Source organism: Streptacidiphilus sp. MAP12-16 (assembly GCF_041262165.1).
Taxonomy (GTDB): Bacteria; Actinomycetota; Actinomycetes; order Streptomycetales; family Streptomycetaceae; genus Streptacidiphilus.
This window is the reverse complement of record NZ_JBGCBY010000001.1, coordinates 82,140-97,364: the sequence shown is the minus strand read 5'-3', so window position 1 is coordinate 97,364 and position 15,225 is coordinate 82,140. Positions and strand designations below refer to the sequence as shown.

Below are 15,225 nucleotides of genomic sequence, written 5' to 3'. Positions count from 1 at the left end.
AACGTCAGAAGCACAGCCGTACGTTGTCGATCAGCCGGGTCGTGCCGACCTTCGCGGCGAGGGCGAGCACGGCCTCGCCCCGGAAGTCCTCCCGGTCGATCTCGGTGAAGTCGGCGGGGTCGACGAGTCCGAGGTAGTCGAGCGCGGTTCCGGCCTCCGCCAGCACCTCGCCCGCCGCCTTGCGCACTGCCGAGGGTCCCCCCGCGACGGCGTCCCGTCCGGCGAACAGTGCCCGGGAGAGCGCCAGCGCCTCCACCCGGTCGGCCGCCGACAGGTACCGGTTGCGGCTGGACAGCGCCAGCCCGTCCGCCTCGCGGACCGTCGGCACACCGACGATCTTCACGGGGAAGTTGAGGTCGGCTACCATCCGCCGGATCAGCGCGAGCTGCTGGCCGTCCTTCTCGCCGTAGAAGGCCACGTCGGGCGCGGTGAGGTGGAGCAGCTTGGCGACGACGGTGAGCATCCCGTCGAAGTGCCCGGGGCGGGACGCCCCCTCGTAGCGCTCCCCCATCGGTCCGGCCGACAGCCGCACCTGGGGCTGGCCGCCGGGGTACACCTCGTCCACGGACGGCGCGAAGACGACGCTCGCGCCGGCCGCCTCGGCGAGCTCGCGGTCGGCGTCCAGGGTGCGCGGATAGCGGTCCAGGTCTTCGCCCGCGCCGAACTGCAGCGGGTTGACGAAAACGGTCACCACGACCGTGCCCGCCGCCCCGACCCGCTCCCGCGCGGCCCGCACCAGCGCGGCATGGCCGGCGTGCAGCGCGCCCATGGTCATCACCACGGCGCGCTCGCTGCGGCCACCGCTCCGTCCAGCGTCCAGTCCAGCGAGCTCCCCCGCCGTCCGCACCAGCGACGCCGTCACTGCCCCTCCTCCGCCAGTACGTCGAGCAGCGCCTCCGCCGATTCCGGCTTCAGCATTCCGTTGGCGAGCGCCCGGTCCGCGGTGGCCCGCGCCATCGCCCGGTAGCTGTCCAGCAGCTGGGGCGAGGTCGCCCGCAGTTGCGCCACATGCGCCCGCACGGTCCCGGCGTCGCCCCTGGCGACCGGTCCGGTGAGCGCGGCGTCACCGCTGCGCAGGGCGTTGTCCAGGGCCGCGCCCAGCAGCGGGCCCAGCATCCGGCCCGGTTCCGCGACACCGGCGTCGGTGAGGATCTCCATCGCCTGCGCCACCAGCGTCACCAGGTGGTTCGAGCCGTGGGCGAGGGCCGTGTGGTAGAGCGGCCGGACGGCCTCGGGCACCCACTCGGGCTCACCGCCCATCTCCACGACCAGCGCCTCGGCGACCGGCCGCAGCTCCTCCGGCGAGGTCACCCCGAACGGGCAGCCCGCGAGCCGGGCGACGTCGACGCTGGTACCGGTGAAGGTCATCGCGGGGTGCAGCGCCAGCGGCAGCGCGCCGGCGCGAGTAGCGGGTTCGAGTACCGACACACCGTGCGCGCCAGAGGTGTGGACCAGTATCTGGCCGGGCCGCACCGCGCCCGTCGCCGCCAGACCCGCGACCAGTTCCGGCAGCGCGTCGTCCGGGACGGTCAGCAGCACCAGGTCGGCGGCGGCCATCACCTGCGGCGGTGTCACCAGCCGCACACCCGGCAGCAGTGTCTCGGCGCGGCGGCGCGAGGCTGCGGAAACGCCCGATGCCGCGACCACGCGGTGCCCGGCCAGCTGCAGCGCGGCCCCCATGGCCGGACCCACCCGGCCCGTCCCGACCACACCGACGGTCAGCCGTGCGGGCCGGTTGCCGGGGTCACGGGGATCACCGAAGCTCAGCAGACCGGGATCGTCTGCACTCACCCTGAACACACCTTCTTCCGTTCCAGTCCTCGTGGGTACCGGACGTACCGCCCCATCCTACGGTGGCGGCGTCGCACCCTCGGCCCGACCGGCGACCGGTCCCCGACCGGCCTAGGCGGCGGCGGACTTGGGGGGCTCGTTGTACGCGGCGGCGCGGGTCTGGTCGGAGAGGGCATGGATGGCGTCCATGATCTCGTCCGTGACGGCGCGGCGGACCGGGCCCGAGGCGGCGGTGCCGCCGGCGAGGGCTGCGGCGCGGTCGCTGAAGTCCAGCGGCTCGCCGAAGCGCACGGTGATCCGGCGGACGCGCGGGAGCCGGCTGCCGACGGGCTGGATCTGCTCAGTGCCCGCGAGGGCGACCGGGACCACCAGCGCACCCGAGGTCAGTGCCAGCCAGGCCACGCCGGTACGGCCGCGGTACAGGCGGCCGTCGAGCGAGCGAGTGCCCTCGGGGTAGATCCCGAAGGCCCGCCCTTCGTTCAGGACTCCGAGGGCGGCGTCCAGCGACGCCTGGGCCGCGCGGTGGGTACCGCGCTCGACCGCGACCGCGTCTATGGCGCTGAAGAAGGCGCGGCTCAGCCGTCCCTTGAGTCCGGTGCCGGTGAAGTACTCCGCCTTGGCGAGGAAGGCCACCGGTCGGGGCGCCACCAGCGGGATGACGACGCTGTCGATGAACGACAGGTGGTTGCTGGCGAGGATCACCGGGCCCCGCCTGGGCACGTTCTCGCGCCCCTCGACGACCGGCCGGTAGACCAGCCGGGCCAGCGGGGCCAGCACCGACCTGGCGACTACTGCGAACACGTGCCCTCCGGGACCTTCTGCACCGTTTCACCCGTCCTCGTACAGGATGGACCGGCTGCCGGATCGTATGACATCGGGGACGTTCTGGGGAGCCCCATCCGGCGGCGGTGGGAGATGATCAGCGCATGGCTGAAGAGACGAAAGACCCGGCACAGCGACGCTTCGAGGCGCTGCGCGGGTGCGAGCGGGTGCTGTCGGGGACGCGACCGGCGACGCTGCGCGAGCGCATCGCCGAGCTCGCGGAGGGTTCGTACGATCTGGACGAGCGTACCGACGTGTACGGGAACGGCGTGGTCACCGCGCTGGAGGAGCGGGTCGCCGGACTGCTCGGCATGGAAGCGGCGGCGTTCTTCCCGACCGGGACGATGGCGCAGCAGGTCGCGCTGCGCTGCTGGGCCGAGCGGACCGCCAACCCGACCGTGGCGATGCACCCGCTGGCCCATCCGGAGGTCCATGAGCGTTTTGCGTACGCGCAGCTCAGCGGCCTGCGCAGCGTCTGGCCGACGACGGAGCGGCGGATCGCCTCGGCGGCGGAGATCGAGGACTTCGGCGAGCACTTCGGCACGCTGATGCTGGAGCTGCCGCTGCGGGACGCGGGCTTCGTGCTGCCGGGCTGGGACGAGCTGGAGGCGACCGTCGCGGCGGCGCGGGCGCGCGACGCCGTGGTGCACTTCGACGGGGCGCGGCTGTGGGAGACGGTGCCGCACTTCGGCCGGTCGCTGCCGGAGATCGCCGGGCTGGCCGACTCGGTCTATGTCTCGTTCTACAAGACCCTGGGCGGGGTCAGCGGCGCGGCCCTGGCCGGACCCGAGCAGTTCGTCGAGCAGGCGCGGACCTGGCGGCACCGCTACGGCGGGCAGCTGTACCAGCAGTGGCCGGCTGCCCTGAGCGCGTTGGCGGGGATCGACCAGGAACTGCCGCGGCTGGCCGGCTACGTCGCGCACGCGAGGCTGGTGGCGTCGGCGATCGCTGACGCCACGGCGGGCGTCCCGGGAGCGCGGGTGTTTCCGGAGCCGCCGCACACGCACCAGTTCCAGGTGTGGCTGCCGTTCGCGGCGGACGCGTTGAACGACGCCGGGGTTCGGCTCGCCGAGGAGACCAAACGGTCGGTGTTCGGGATGTGGCGCGAGCCGGGCCTGCCCGGGGTCTCCTACACCGAGCTGACAGTGGCGGGTCCGGCCCTGGAGTGGTCTGCGGACGAGGTGCGGGCAGGCGTCGAGGACTTCCTGGCCCGGGTGAACTGAGCCTGCGTCAACAGGCGACGCCCGCTGGGGTGCGCGCCGTCTCAGAGCACGCCGCCGGCGCGGACCAGTCCGGTCTCGTAGGCGAGGACGACGGCCTGGACCCGGTCGCGCAGCTGGAGCTTGGTGAGGATGCGTCCGACGTGGGTCTTCACCGTCGCCTCGGAGAGGGCGAGCCCGGCGGCGATCTCGCCGTTGGACAGTCCCTGGGCGATCAGCAGCAGCACCTCGCGTTCGCGGTCGGTGAGCCGGGCCAGCTCCGGGGTGTCGGTCGGTGGCAGCGAGCTGGGCAGGACGGTGGCGAAGCGGTCGATCATGCGGCGGGTCGTGGTCGGGGCGACGACCGCGTCGCCGCCGCAGACCGCGCGGATCGCGGCGACGAGCTCGGCCGGCGGGACGTCCTTGAGCAGGAAGCCGCTGGCACCGGCCTTGAGCGCGGCGAAGGCGTACTCGTCCAGGTCGAACGTGGTGAGGATGAGCACCCGGGGGCCCGACTCTGCGTCCTCGCAGATGCGTCGGGTGGCCTCGACGCCGTCCATCCGGGGCATCCGGACGTCCATGAGGATCACGTCGACCTCAGTGCGGGCGAGGACCTCCAGCGCCTGGAGCCCGTCGCCCGCCTCCGCGACGATCTCGATGTCCTGCTGTGACTGGAGCACCATCCGGAAGCCGGTACGCAGCAGCTCCTGGTCGTCGACGAGCATCACGCGGATCGGCATGGGGGTGTCCTTAGGGGCGCGGGAGTCACTTGGTGACGGGAGCGGCGGGGCCGAACGGGGTGACCGGAGCGGCGGCGGGCGGGGCGGGCGGGGCGGCGGCGGATGGCGCGGCGGCGGGCGGGGCGGCGGCGGGGGGCGCGGCGGGAGGCGGCGCGGCGGCAGACGGGGCGGCGGCAGACGGGGCGGCGGGGGGCGCGGCCGGCCCGGCGGAACCGCCGGCGGTCGGCCGGCGGGACGGGTTGAGCGGCAGCACCGCGCTGATGCGGAAGCCGCCGCCCCGGCGTGGGCCGGCGTCGAGCGTGCCGCCGACCATGCCGACGCGTTCCCGCATCCCGATCAGGCCGTGTCCAAAGCCGTCCTCGCCGCCGTCGCGGGCGAGCTCGGCTGTGGCGCCGCGCCCGTTGTCCTCGATCAGCATGTCCAGGCCGCGGTCGTCGAAGCGGATCCGGACGGTCGCGCTGGTCCTGGGCCCGCCGTGCTTGCGCGCGTTGGTCAGCGCCTCCTGGACGATCCGATACGCCGTCAGCTCCACTCCGCGCGGCAGCTCGCGCGGCTCGCCCTCGACGCTGAACGCCACCGGCAACCCGGCGCTGCGGACCTGGTCCAGCAGATCCGGGAGCTGTTCCACCCCCGGCTGGGGGACGTACTCGCCGGCGGTGTCTGCGGAGCGGAGCAGCCCGAGCAGCCGGCGCATCTCCTCCAGCGCCTGGCGGCCGGTACCGGCGATCGTGGCCAGCGCCTGCTTCGCCTGCTCGGGCGAGTTGTCCATGACGTAGGACGCGCCGTCGGCCTGAACGATCATCACCGACACGTTGTGGGCGACCACGTCGTGCAGCTCGCGGGCGATCCGGGCGCGCTCCGCCGCCACAGCGATCTTCGACTGGGCGTCCCGCTCCCGCTCCAGACGGGCGGCGCGGTCCTCCAGCTCGACGTAGTAGGCGCGCCGGATCCGGGTGAGCCGGCCGAGGACCCAGCTGAGGAGGAAGGGCGTCGAGAAGACCAGGCTCAGGAAGGTGTTGGCCCAGATCCCGTGGGGCCCGGAGTCGTTGTGCTTGACGAGCCGGAGCCAGGTCAGCGGTCCTGCGGCGAACCCCGCGAGGAGGGCGAGCCGCGAGGTCCACACGGTCGCGAAGGCGGCTCCGGTGTAGGCGAGGACGAGCAGCGCCAGGTCGGCCGTGCTCGGCCCCCAGCGCAGGGCCACCTGCCCGAGACCGACGAGGACGCCCAGCGTGACGGTGAGGTCGGGCTTGAGGCGGCGAACGGCCACCAGGGTGCACAGCGTCAGTGCGATCGCGATGAGCGACAGCGGCCGGTGGCCGTGGAAGGCCTGGCCGGCGATCTCCGGGAGACACAGCACGAACAGCAGGACAGCCCACACGGTGTCGGCCACGGTGGGGTGTCTGCGGAACCAGCTGTAGAGGAGTTGCACAGTTACCAGCCTAGGCAGGCGTGAGCGGTGCTGGGTCACCCGCCGGACTGAGTTGGCCGTCCTCCGCAGGTCGGAGTCTCCCCCTTATGGTGCAGCTGTGAGCAGCGAACAGGTGTGGACGGGCTGGCGGGTGGCGACGGAGCGGGCCCTGTACGGTCCGGCTGGCTTCTTTCTCGGACCCGAGGGGCCGGCCGGGCACTTCCGGACGTCCGTGCACGCCTCGCCGCAGGCGTCGGGGCTGTTCGCGGGTGCCCTGCTGGAGCTGGTGCGGCAGGTGGACGAGGGGCTGGGCCGTCCGGCGGAGCTGGTGGTCACCGACGTGGGCGCGGGCCGCGGGGAACTGCTGGCGGCGCTGGGCTCCCGCGCGCGTGCCGAGGTGCCGGAGCTGGCGCGGCGGCTGGTGCTGCGGGCGGTGGAGAAGGCGGCCCGGCCCGAGGGGCTGCCGGCGTGGGTCGGCTGGGGCGACCGGATCGAGCCCTCCGCACACGGGGTGCTGTTCGCGAACGAGTGGCTGGACAACGTGCCGGTGGACATCGCCGAGGCGGATGCCGAGGGGGTGGCACGGCTGGTGCTGGTGGACCGGACGACGGGCGAGGAGCGGCTCGGCGAGCCGGTCGGGGGTGCTGAAGCGACGTGGCTGGCACGGTGGTGGCCGCTGGCCGACGCCGACGAGGGCCTGCGGGCGGAGATCGGGCTGCCACGTGACCTGGCATGGGCCGGCGCCGTCGGCTCGCTCGGGCGGGGCGTCGCGGTGGCCGTGGACTACGCCCACACCGCGGACGCCCGCCCGCCGTTCGGGAGCCTGGCCGCGTTCCGGCGGGGGCGCGAGGTGCGTCCGGTGCCGGACGGCAGCTGTGATCTCACCTCTCACCTCGCACTGGACTCCTGCCTGGCCGCCCCGGAGAACGTTGTCCACAGCCTGTGGACAACGCAGCGCGACGCCCTGCGGCTGCTCGGCGTCCGCGGCAGCAGGCCGCCGCTCGCGCTGGCCTCCAGCGACCCGGCCGGCTATCTGCGCGCCCTCGCGGCGGCGGGAGAGGCGGCGGAGCTGACCGCCTCCGGCGGGCTGGGGTCGTTCGCCTGGGGCCTGCAGTCCGTCGGCATGCCCCTCCCCGGACCATGGCTCGACCTGCGGCGCGACGGGGATGGCAGACTCTTGCCTCATGACGAGTAGTGCGCGGGGCGGCAGTACGCGAGGTGGCGGAGTGCGAGGTGGCGGAGTGCGAGGTGGCGGAGTGCGGGAGACGACGGTCGGGATCGGCGCCGGGGCGGCGACCGAGCTCGGCACCAGCGACATGGTGCTGAACATCGGGCCGCAGCACCCCTCCACCCACGGCGTGCTGCGTCTCAGGCTGAACCTGGACGGCGAGCTGATCACTGCCGCCGACCCGGTGGTCGGCTATATGCACCGAGGAGCCGAGAAGCTCTTCGAGGCCCGCGACTACCGTCAGATCATCGTGCTGGCCAACCGTCACGACTGGCTCTCCGCCTTCTCCAGCGAGCTCGGGGTGGTGCTCGGCGTCGAACGGATGCTCGGCATGGAGGTACCCGAGCGGGCCACCTGGACGCGGACCCTCCTGGCCGAGCTGAACCGGGTGCTCAACCACCTGATGTTCCTCGGCTCGTACCCCCTGGAGCTGGGCGGGATCACCCCGATCTTCCATGCCTTCTACGAGCGCGAGCAGCTCCAGGCCGTGATGGAGGAAGCCTCTGGCGGGCGGATGCACTACATGTTCAACCGCGTCGGCGGTCTCAAGGAGGACCTGCCGGCCGGCTGGTACGGGCGGGTGCGCGCGGCGGTAGCGGCGATCCGGGGCCGGATGGACGTCTTCGACAACCTCGTGCTCGGCAACGACATCTTCCGGGCCCGCACCCGGGGCGTCGGCGTGCTCGCCCCCGAGCTCGTGCACGCCTACGGAGTGACCGGCCCGGTCGCGCGCGGCTCCGGCGTGGACTTCGACCTGCGCCGGGACGAGCCGTACCTGGCCTACCGGGATCTCGGCGAGGTGCTGCAGGTGGTGACCCGGCAGGAGGGCGACTGCCTGGCCCGGTTCGAGTGCCTGCTCGCGCAGGTGCACAACTCCCTCGACCTGGCCGACGCCTGCCTGGACCGGATCACCGAGCTGCCGCCGGGGCCGATCAACCTGCGGCTGCCCAAGGTGCTGAAGGCCCCGGAGGGCCACACCTACACCTGGACCGAGAACCCGCTCGGCGCCAACGGCTACTACCTGGTGTCGCGGGGCGACAAGACACCATGGCGGCTGAAGCTGCGTTCGGCCTCGTACAACAACATCCAGGTGCTGGGCGAGCTGCTGCCCGGAACGCTGGTCGCGGACATGGTGGCGATCCTCGGCTCGATGTTCTTCGTCGTCGGCGACATCGACAAGTAGCCGAGCCGCCGGACGAGCCACCCTCCTAGGGTCTGTCCGGCCGATCTTCGCGGGCGCCCACCGCCGCAGTGACACCATGCGGCTCCGCCGCGTGACGGCACCTCGCCGCGTTGGCGCACCGCCCTGGTAGCTCCGCTACGAAGGGCGCTCCGCCGCCTTGCGAGGCACCGCACCAGATGGCGTGCGCCCCGCGGCGGAGCCGCTGATGCCCGCAGCCGCGAAGATCGGCCGGACAGACCCTAGAGCGCCCGCAGCACGCGCACGTCGATCGGCTCGGTCTCGTCCTCGGCGGTGAGGTCGACCGAATCGGGCCGCGGCTGCTGCCCGGCGGCGGACGGCGCAGCCTCGTCGGAGCGGTCGTGGACCGCCTCGGGGAGGCCGCCGGCGACCGTCTCGTTCGGCTCGGGCGTCTCGGCGTAGCGGTCCTGCGCGGCGGCGGCCTCGTCACCCACCACGTCGGCGAGGTCCCCGAGCCGGCCGAGGCCGGTCGAGATCGCGGCCTCCTGACGGCTGAAGAAGTTGAACGTCCCGCTGCCGCCCGCAGCCTGCCGCCGCAGGTCCCGCGACTGACGCGAGAGCGAGGACGGCGGCACGGCCGAGGCGGGGCGCAGCGGCGGCAGCGCGGCCCGGGCCCAGGCGGGCCCCTGTGCCACGGTCTGCGCCTGAGCGGTCGGCGACGGGGCCGACTGCAGCGGCGCCTTGGCGGCGGCCGCCTTCCTGGCGCGGCGGAGCACGACCGGAGCCTCCGCGACCAGCGGCTGTGCCTGCTGAGACTCCTCCGGCTGCTCCTTCACCGACGGGACCGACTGAGGCAGCACCGACTCAGGCAGCACCGGCTGAGGCAGCGTCTGCTGGGTCGGCGACGGCGCCTGCTGACGCTCCGCCGTCTGCTCCTGGGTGCGGGTCCGCGCGCCGGCCATGCCCCGGTCCTGGGCCGCGATCCGCTGGGCCTGCCCGACCGCCGCACGCCGCTCCATTCCCCGCAGCGCCGCAGCGGCCTTGAGGTACGCCGTGGGCGTCGGCCGGTTTCCGCGTGCCGCCGCCTCCTTGTGCTGCACCTCCTCGGCCTCGCGAAGCGCCTGCTCGGCGGCGATCCGCGCTCGCTCGCGCAGCAGCCTGGCGTTCTCGCCCTCCGCGCGCGCGATCTGGCTGCGCTGCGCCAGCAGCCTCCGCTCCAGCCGCTTGACCTGCTCCTCCGCCACCTCCGCCTGGAACTCCAGTTCCGCGGCGCGATCCTCGAAGCGGGCTTCGTCACGAGCGCGGGCCGAGATCTCGGCCTCCAACTCGACCTCACCCGCGCGCTCCCGCAGTCGCAGCAGCACGGCCCCGGCGAACGCCCCCACGGACGCGGCCACGACCAGGACCCGCAGCACCACCGGATCACCGGTGAAGGCTGCGGAGACGAGCGAGGCGATCGCCAGCACTCCGCAGGCGGTGGGCGGAAGAAGCCTGCTCAGAGGCGAGGACTGACGATGGCGACCACGTGGCATGGCCAGAAATCTAGCGTGGCGGGCACGGCCATGTCAGGTGAGGTCCCAAAGACGGTCTTGACAGCTCCAGGCGGTCACGTTGGAGTCACAAATCGTGACGGAACGTCACCTGATTCGCCGCTCAGCGACGGTCGACGGAGGCGCGCACGGGTGGGGGAGCGTCCGGATCGTCGGGAAGACGGCAGATGTGCTGGAGCCACAGGCCCGCCGCCATCACCGCGATACCCGCGACGACCGCGAAGAGCGCGGTCACGGCCTGCCCCTTGCGAGCGGGGACGGAGTCCCACAGGCTCAGCAGGAACACGCCCATGCCGCCGTACACCCCGGTGACCAGCGCCGACACCAGCGCGCTCGCCTGCCCGAGGACGACCGCGCGGGCCGCCGACAGCGGATCGACGCCCTTCGCATCGGGGACCCGGTCCCGCTGCGCCCGCAACCGCGACCGCAGCGAGATCGCCGTGGCGGTGAGCACCACCGCGATGATCCCCAGCACGATCGGCGCCGCGGCCGGAACCCCCGGCAGCGAGCCGGTGGAGTTCCACAGCTGCGAGCCCGCCCAGGCCAGCACCCCGGCGACGAGGGTGATCGCGGCGAGCACGACAGGACGTAGCGCCTTCACGATCTCCCCTTCAGACGAACCCACATCCAAGAACCCACAACTCAGAGCCGTGGACCCACAACCCAGAACTCGGAACCCAGAACTCGGAACCCAGAACTCGGAACCCAGAGCCCAGAAGCGGTACCCGCCCCCGGAATTCAGAGCCTACTCGCCGACGTCGGCTATTCCGGCAGGTGCAGCGCGACGTCCTCGCGCCGCCGGACGCCGGCCTCGCCGACCTTGCCGAGCAGCTCGGCGACGAACCCGTGACCGGGGATCTCCGCCTCCGGGTCGGCGTCCAGCCAGGGGGCGAGTACGAACGCCCGCTCGTGGGCCCGGGGGTGCGGCAGCGTCAGGTCGGGGGCGTCGAGCTCGACGCCCTCGTAGGCCAGGATGTCCACATCCAGGGTGCGCGCGCCCCAGCGGACCTCGCGGACCCGCCCGAAGGCGTCCTCGACGGCATGGGCGCGCTCCAGCAGCGAGCTCGGCGGCAGAGTGGTGCGCAACACCAGCACGGCGTTGAGGTACGCGGGCTGGTCCTCGGGACCGCCGACGCTCTCGGTCTCGTACACCGCGGAGACGGCCTTGACCCGCACTCCAGGAGTGTCCTCGAGCGCGTCGACCGCACCCTGCAGGGTCTCCAGGCGGTTGCCCAGGTTGCTGCCCAGGGCGACGACCGCGCGACGCGGGTTGTGCAGGGTGGTGTCGGCCGAGTCCACCTGCTGCTCGACCAGGGGGGACACCGGAGTGGTGGTGGGGTCGCTGCTCATCCGCGGCTCCGAACGATGGTGATGGTCACGTCGTCGAACGGCACCGTGATCGGGGCGTCCGGTTTGTGCACCGTCACCTCGACCTCCGCTACCGCGTCGTGCTTCAGGCACTGGTCAGCGATGCGCTGCGCCAGAGTCTCGATCAGGTCGACCGGCTCGCCCTGCACCACCGCGACAACCTCCTCGGCGACGATGCCGTAGTGGGCGGTGCGGCTGAGGTCGTCGCCGGAGGCGGCGGGACGGGTGTCGACGCCCAGGACCACGTCCACCACGAAGGTCTGGCCCTGTTCCCGCTCGCGCGGAAAGACGCCATGGTGGCCACGGGCACGAAGGCCCCGAACCGCGACACGGTCCAGCAATCGAATCACTCCCACTTCTCTGGTCGCCGCCCACTGTGCCCGGACAGCCGGGAGCGCGGCAGGCGACGTTGCCTGCCTGATCCAAACTACCTCCGCGGACTGACACCCTCCGCCGGACGCAGGGCCGTCTGGGCTCTCTCGAACCCTCTGCCGTCCGGAGAACATCGCGGCAGTGGCGCCGCATTCCGCGGACGGTTCCCAGAGCGCCGCCGGCAGCTTCCTTCCCTGCTCACTCGTCGTCACCGCCGCTGGTCAGCACGGGTGAACCATGGTGCGACCAGAGCCGCCAGCCGTCCCCGGTGCGCCGGAACAGGTTGGTCGCGACAACCCTGCCGCCGACCAGCGGGCCGAGTTCACCCTCCTCCTCGGCCTCGCCACCGGAAAGGATGTTCTCGGTGCAGGTGACAAGTGCCACATCGCCGAGGACCTCCACCTCCACGTCGGTCAGGAAGAACTGGATGTACTCGGTGTGGGCCATGATCAGCGCGTAGGAGCGGAGCACCGAGGCGCGGCCGCGGAGCACCGGCCAGCCGGGGTGGACGCAGATCGCACCCCTGACGTCGTCAGCGTCCGCGCCGGACACCCACACGTCGGTGAGCGCGTCGAGGTCACCGGCCTCCAGCGCCGCGTAGAGGGCGGCGTTCGCCGCCTCGACCGCATCGCGCGCCTCCTGCTCCTCCCGGGACTGCCGCTCGGCGGTCACGTGACCGCCCCAGGGGTGCCCAGGGTGGTACCCCTGGCCGCGCGCAGCGCGGCCTCGACCCGTACCGCGTCGACGGTCGGGGGGACCTCGTGCACGCGTACGGCCCAGGCGCCCTGCGCCGCGGCGAGGGCGGAGACCGCCGCCGTCGCGGCGTCGCGGGCGCGCGCGGGGCGGAGCTCGCCGGTGGCCGGGTCGGCCAGCAGGGCGCCGAGGAACCGCTTGCGCGAGGCCGCGACCAGGACCGGCCGCCCGAGCCTGGACCAGGCGTCGAGCCGGGCCAGCAGGGCCCAGTCGTGCTCCCTGGTCTTGGCGAAGCCGAGCCCCGGGTCGACGATCACCTGGGCGGGATCCACCCCGCCGGACACCACCGCGTCCATCTGGCGCTCCACTTCCTCGATGACCTCGCCCACTACATCCCCATAGCCGGCCAGCTCATCCATACCGGCGGACTGCCCGCGCCAGTGCATCACCACGAAAGGGACACCCGTTCGAGCTGCGACCGCCACCATTCCTTCGTCGGCGCGGCCCCCGCTGACGTCGTTGATGATCCGCGCCCCGGCCTCGACCGCTGCCTCGGCCACGGCCGCGCGCATGGTGTCGACGCTGACCAGCGCGCCGCCCTCGGCCAGGCCGCGGACGACCGGCAGCACCCGGCGGAGTTCCTCCTCCTGGGTGACCCGCACAGCGCCCGGCCTGGTGGACTCACCGCCGACATCGATGATGTCGGCGCCCTGGGCGACCAGGGCGAGGCCGTGGGCGACGGCCGTCCCCGGGTCGAGCCACAGTCCGCCGTCGGAGAAGGAGTCCGGGGTGACGTTGACGATCCCCATCACCCCGCAGCGTCCCCAGTCGTCCAGTCCGGGCAGCGGGCTCCTGTACGCGTTCATGGAGGACATTGTCGGGGGTGCGACGGTCGTCCCCCCAACCCCGCCTCCGCCGCACCGGCGCGTGTCTACGGCACCGCGCGGTTTGCGACCTGGGGTCGTCAGCGCACCTCGGCGACGGCCCCGCCGCCCGTGCCGGGCGCCAGCCCCGCCGCCGCCCGCCGTTCCTGACGCCGCCGCAGGGACTTCGGCAGCTCCATCACGATGAACGCCTCGGCCTGCAGCGCCGAGATCCCGATCCGGGGCAGGTCGCGAGCGGTCGGGTAGACCAGGAACCGCGGCTCCCAGATCGGCCGGAACTTGGCGTTGAACTTGTACAGCGACTCGATCTGGAACCACCGCGACAGGAACACCAGCAGCCCGCGCCAGGCGCGCAGCACCGGCCCCGCTCCGATCCGCTCGCCGCGGGCCAGCGCCGAGCGGAACATCGCGAAGTTCAGCGACACCCGGTCGACGCCGAGTTCGCCGCAGGCCTCCAGCGCCTTCACGATCAGCAGCTCGTTGAGGCCCGGGTCGGCGTCGCGGTCACGGCGCATCAGCTCCAGCGAGATGCCGTCCTTGCCCCACGGCACGAAGTGCAGCACCGCGCGGATGTCGCTGGCGCCCTCCGCCGCGCCCTCCGGCAGCTTGTGGGCCGTGACCACGACACAGCCCTCGTCGGCCGGATCGCCGAAGCGGCCCAGCGCCATGGAGAAGCCGCGCTCGGTCTCGGTGCCGCGCCAGGCGTCGGCGGCGTGCCGGATCTGCGCCAGCTCCAGGTCGGTGAGCTCGCTCACCCGCCGCACCCGGCACTCGTACCCTGCGCGTTCGATCCGCTTGACCATCTGGCGGACGTTGCGCATCGCGCGTCCCTCCAGGGTGAAGTCGGCGACCTCGACGATGGCCTCGTCGCCGATCTCCAGGGCGTCCAGGCCGGCCTCGCGGGTCCACACCTCGCCGCCGGTCTCGCTGCAGCCCATGACGGCCGGCACCCAGGCGTAGCGGTGGGCCTCCTCCATGAAGCGCTTGATCGCCCCGGGCCATGCCTCGACGTCGCCGATGGGGTCGCCTGAGGCGAGCATCACACCCGACACCACCCGGTAGGCGATGGCTGCCTTGCCGCTGGGCGAGAAGATCACGCTCTTGTCGCGGCGCAGCGCGAAGTAGCCCAGCGAGTCGCGGGCGCCGTGCTTCGCCAGCAGCTCGCGGACCTGCCCCTCCTCGCCCCGGCTGAGCTCGGCTATCGGCTTGGACGGCTTGGTGGCCAGCCACAGCGTGCTGACGAGGGTGAACAGCCCGAGGCCGGCGAGCGAGTAGTAGACCAGGTCGCCGGTGCGCGGCGAGGTGTAGTGGATCGGCCCGCCTATGCCGATGAGCCCCCAGGCGACCTGCCAGAAGCGGTCGGTGAAACCGGGCACACCCACCGTGGTCTTGGCGTGCGAACTGACGATGATCAGTCCGAGACCAAAACTGATGAGCGACATGGCGACGAAGTTCCACAGCGCCCGCCAGCGGGTACGCGGATCCGACAGCGCGTAGAACTCCTTGCGGTTCACCAGGAGGACCACGAACACCACGAAAGTGACAATCGCCGTTCCGGTGTGGTGCCAGCGCAGTGCCTCGAGCAGCCCGCCGACCGGCAGCAGCACCGCGACGGCCTTCCAGGCCCGCTGCTTCCTGCGGCGCAGCGCGTGCGCCAGCATGATCAGCAGGATGCCGACGACCAGCGAGGCGGCGGTCGCCACCGTGGTGACGGTCCCCGGGAGGAAGCTGGCGAGCTCGTGCACCTCACTGCCCTTGAAGTGCGGGGCGACCGCACCGGCGATGTCCCCCAGCCCCACCAGGGCTGTGGCGTAACCGACCACCGCGGGCACCCATGGGGAGGAGACCTTGGGCAGTTGCAGGCCCTTGCGGTTCGGGCTCTCGGTGGCCTGGGTATCGCTCATGGGTAAAGAGAGTAGAGGCTCAGGTAAGGGGTTCGGTCAGACCCCAGTAGGAGAGCATCCTCTTCAGGCATGAGTTTCGCCCTCTCCGATAACGTTTTGCTAAAGCACAGCAACTTCCCAGGCAT

At 72.6% G+C, this 15,225-nt stretch carries 14 protein-coding genes and 1 pseudogene; 3 read left to right on the top strand and 12 right to left on the bottom strand.

The annotated features are described in order from the left end of the window. Nucleotides 1–4 precede the first annotated feature (4 nt). The 3 genes from panC to ABIA33_RS00400 form a co-directional block, all read right to left on the bottom strand. Nucleotides 5–862: a pantoate--beta-alanine ligase gene (panC, locus tag ABIA33_RS00410; protein ID WP_370075620.1), complete on the bottom strand. Its 858-nt coding sequence runs from the start codon at nt 860–862 to the stop codon at nt 5–7. Next, complete coding sequence (locus ABIA33_RS00405) at nt 859–1,791, bottom strand: Rossmann-like and DUF2520 domain-containing protein (protein WP_370075618.1); 933 nt, start codon at nt 1,789–1,791, stop codon at nt 859–861. The genes panC and ABIA33_RS00405 overlap by 4 nt, the downstream gene beginning before the upstream one ends. A 111-nt stretch (nt 1,792–1,902) precedes the next feature. Next, nucleotides 1,903–2,592, bottom strand: coding sequence for a lysophospholipid acyltransferase family protein (locus ABIA33_RS00400; protein ID WP_370075616.1), 690 nt, complete (start codon nt 2,590–2,592; stop codon nt 1,903–1,905). Nucleotides 2,593–2,717: 125 nt separating this feature from the next. Between ABIA33_RS00400 and ABIA33_RS00395 the strand changes: the two genes are divergently transcribed. After that, nucleotides 2,718–3,836 carry a low specificity L-threonine aldolase gene (locus ABIA33_RS00395; RefSeq protein WP_370075614.1) on the top strand — a complete coding sequence of 373 codons (1,119 nt, stop codon included), beginning with the start codon at nt 2,718–2,720 and terminating at the stop codon, nt 3,834–3,836. 41 nt (nt 3,837–3,877) lie between these two features. Here the strand turns inward: ABIA33_RS00395 and ABIA33_RS00390 are convergent, their stop codons facing one another. Both ABIA33_RS00390 and ABIA33_RS00385 read right to left on the bottom strand, forming a co-directional pair. Then, nucleotides 3,878–4,552, bottom strand: a complete 675-nt coding sequence (locus ABIA33_RS00390) for a response regulator (protein WP_370075612.1) — start codon at nt 4,550–4,552, stop codon at nt 3,878–3,880. A gap of 232 nt (nt 4,553–4,784) precedes the next feature. Next, nucleotides 4,785–5,981: pseudogene (locus ABIA33_RS00385) on the bottom strand (sensor histidine kinase); the annotation flags it as partial. Between the two features lie 97 nt (nt 5,982–6,078). On the opposite strand from ABIA33_RS00385, the gene ABIA33_RS00380 reads away from it, so the two are divergent. Together ABIA33_RS00380 and ABIA33_RS00375 are read left to right on the top strand one after the other, a co-directional pair. Beyond that, on the top strand, nt 6,079–7,155 hold the full coding sequence (locus ABIA33_RS00380; RefSeq protein ID WP_370075610.1) for an SAM-dependent methyltransferase: 1,077 nt from the start codon (nt 6,079–6,081) through the stop codon (nt 7,153–7,155). Between the two features lie 61 nt (nt 7,156–7,216). After that, nucleotides 7,217–8,371: an NADH-quinone oxidoreductase subunit D gene (locus tag ABIA33_RS00375; RefSeq protein WP_370075608.1), complete on the top strand. Its 1,155-nt coding sequence runs from the start codon at nt 7,217–7,219 to the stop codon at nt 8,369–8,371. 239 nt (nt 8,372–8,610) lie between these two features. Here the strand turns inward: ABIA33_RS00375 and ABIA33_RS00370 are convergent, their stop codons facing one another. The 7 genes from ABIA33_RS00370 to ABIA33_RS00340 all read right to left on the bottom strand — a co-directional run bounded on the left by ABIA33_RS00370 (nt 8,611) and on the right by ABIA33_RS00340 (nt 15,100). Then, nucleotides 8,611–9,861 (bottom strand): hypothetical protein, encoded by a 1,251-nt coding sequence (locus ABIA33_RS00370; RefSeq protein ID WP_370075606.1) that lies wholly within the window; start codon nt 9,859–9,861, stop codon nt 8,611–8,613. A gap of 121 nt (nt 9,862–9,982) precedes the next feature. After that, entirely contained in the window at nt 9,983–10,480 is a 498-nt protein-coding gene (locus tag ABIA33_RS00365) for a DUF3180 domain-containing protein (protein WP_370075604.1), read from the bottom strand. Nucleotides 10,481–10,641: 161 nt separating this feature from the next. Continuing rightward, nucleotides 10,642–11,229, bottom strand: a complete 588-nt coding sequence (folK, locus tag ABIA33_RS00360; RefSeq protein ID WP_370075602.1) for a 2-amino-4-hydroxy-6-hydroxymethyldihydropteridine diphosphokinase — start codon at nt 11,227–11,229, stop codon at nt 10,642–10,644. After that, complete coding sequence (gene folB / locus ABIA33_RS00355; protein WP_370076212.1) at nt 11,226–11,585, bottom strand: dihydroneopterin aldolase; 360 nt, start codon at nt 11,583–11,585, stop codon at nt 11,226–11,228. The genes folK and folB overlap by 4 nt, the downstream gene beginning before the upstream one ends. A 232-nt stretch (nt 11,586–11,817) precedes the next feature. Further along, nucleotides 11,818–12,291 (bottom strand): nuclear transport factor 2 family protein, encoded by a 474-nt coding sequence (locus ABIA33_RS00350; protein WP_370075600.1) that lies wholly within the window; start codon nt 12,289–12,291, stop codon nt 11,818–11,820. Then, a complete protein-coding gene (gene folP / locus ABIA33_RS00345) occupies nt 12,288–13,178 on the bottom strand; it encodes a dihydropteroate synthase (protein ID WP_370075598.1) in 891 nt (296 codons plus the stop codon). Before folP ends, ABIA33_RS00350 begins: the two co-directional genes overlap by 4 nt. A gap of 98 nt (nt 13,179–13,276) precedes the next feature. Further along, nucleotides 13,277–15,100 (bottom strand): phosphatidylglycerol lysyltransferase domain-containing protein, encoded by a 1,824-nt coding sequence (locus tag ABIA33_RS00340; protein WP_370075596.1) that lies wholly within the window; start codon nt 15,098–15,100, stop codon nt 13,277–13,279. Nucleotides 15,101–15,225 lie beyond the last annotated feature (125 nt).

Coding starts and splice junctions, on each gene's coding strand:
- ABIA33_RS00370 (WP_370075606.1), bottom strand. CDS start 9,861: ATGCCACGTGGTCGCCATCGTCAGTCCTCGCCTCTGAGCAGGCTTCTT.
- folP (WP_370075598.1), bottom strand. CDS start 13,178: ATGAACGCGTACAGGAGCCCGCTGCCCGGACTGGACGACTGGGGACGC.
- ABIA33_RS00340 (WP_370075596.1), bottom strand. CDS start 15,100: ATGAGCGATACCCAGGCCACCGAGAGCCCGAACCGCAAGGGCCTGCAA.
- ABIA33_RS00390 (WP_370075612.1), bottom strand. CDS start 4,552: ATGCCGATCCGCGTGATGCTCGTCGACGACCAGGAGCTGCTGCGTACC.
- ABIA33_RS00395 (WP_370075614.1), top strand. CDS start 2,718: ATGGCTGAAGAGACGAAAGACCCGGCACAGCGACGCTTCGAGGCGCTG.
- folK (WP_370075602.1), bottom strand. CDS start 11,229: ATGAGCAGCGACCCCACCACCACTCCGGTGTCCCCCCTGGTCGAGCAG.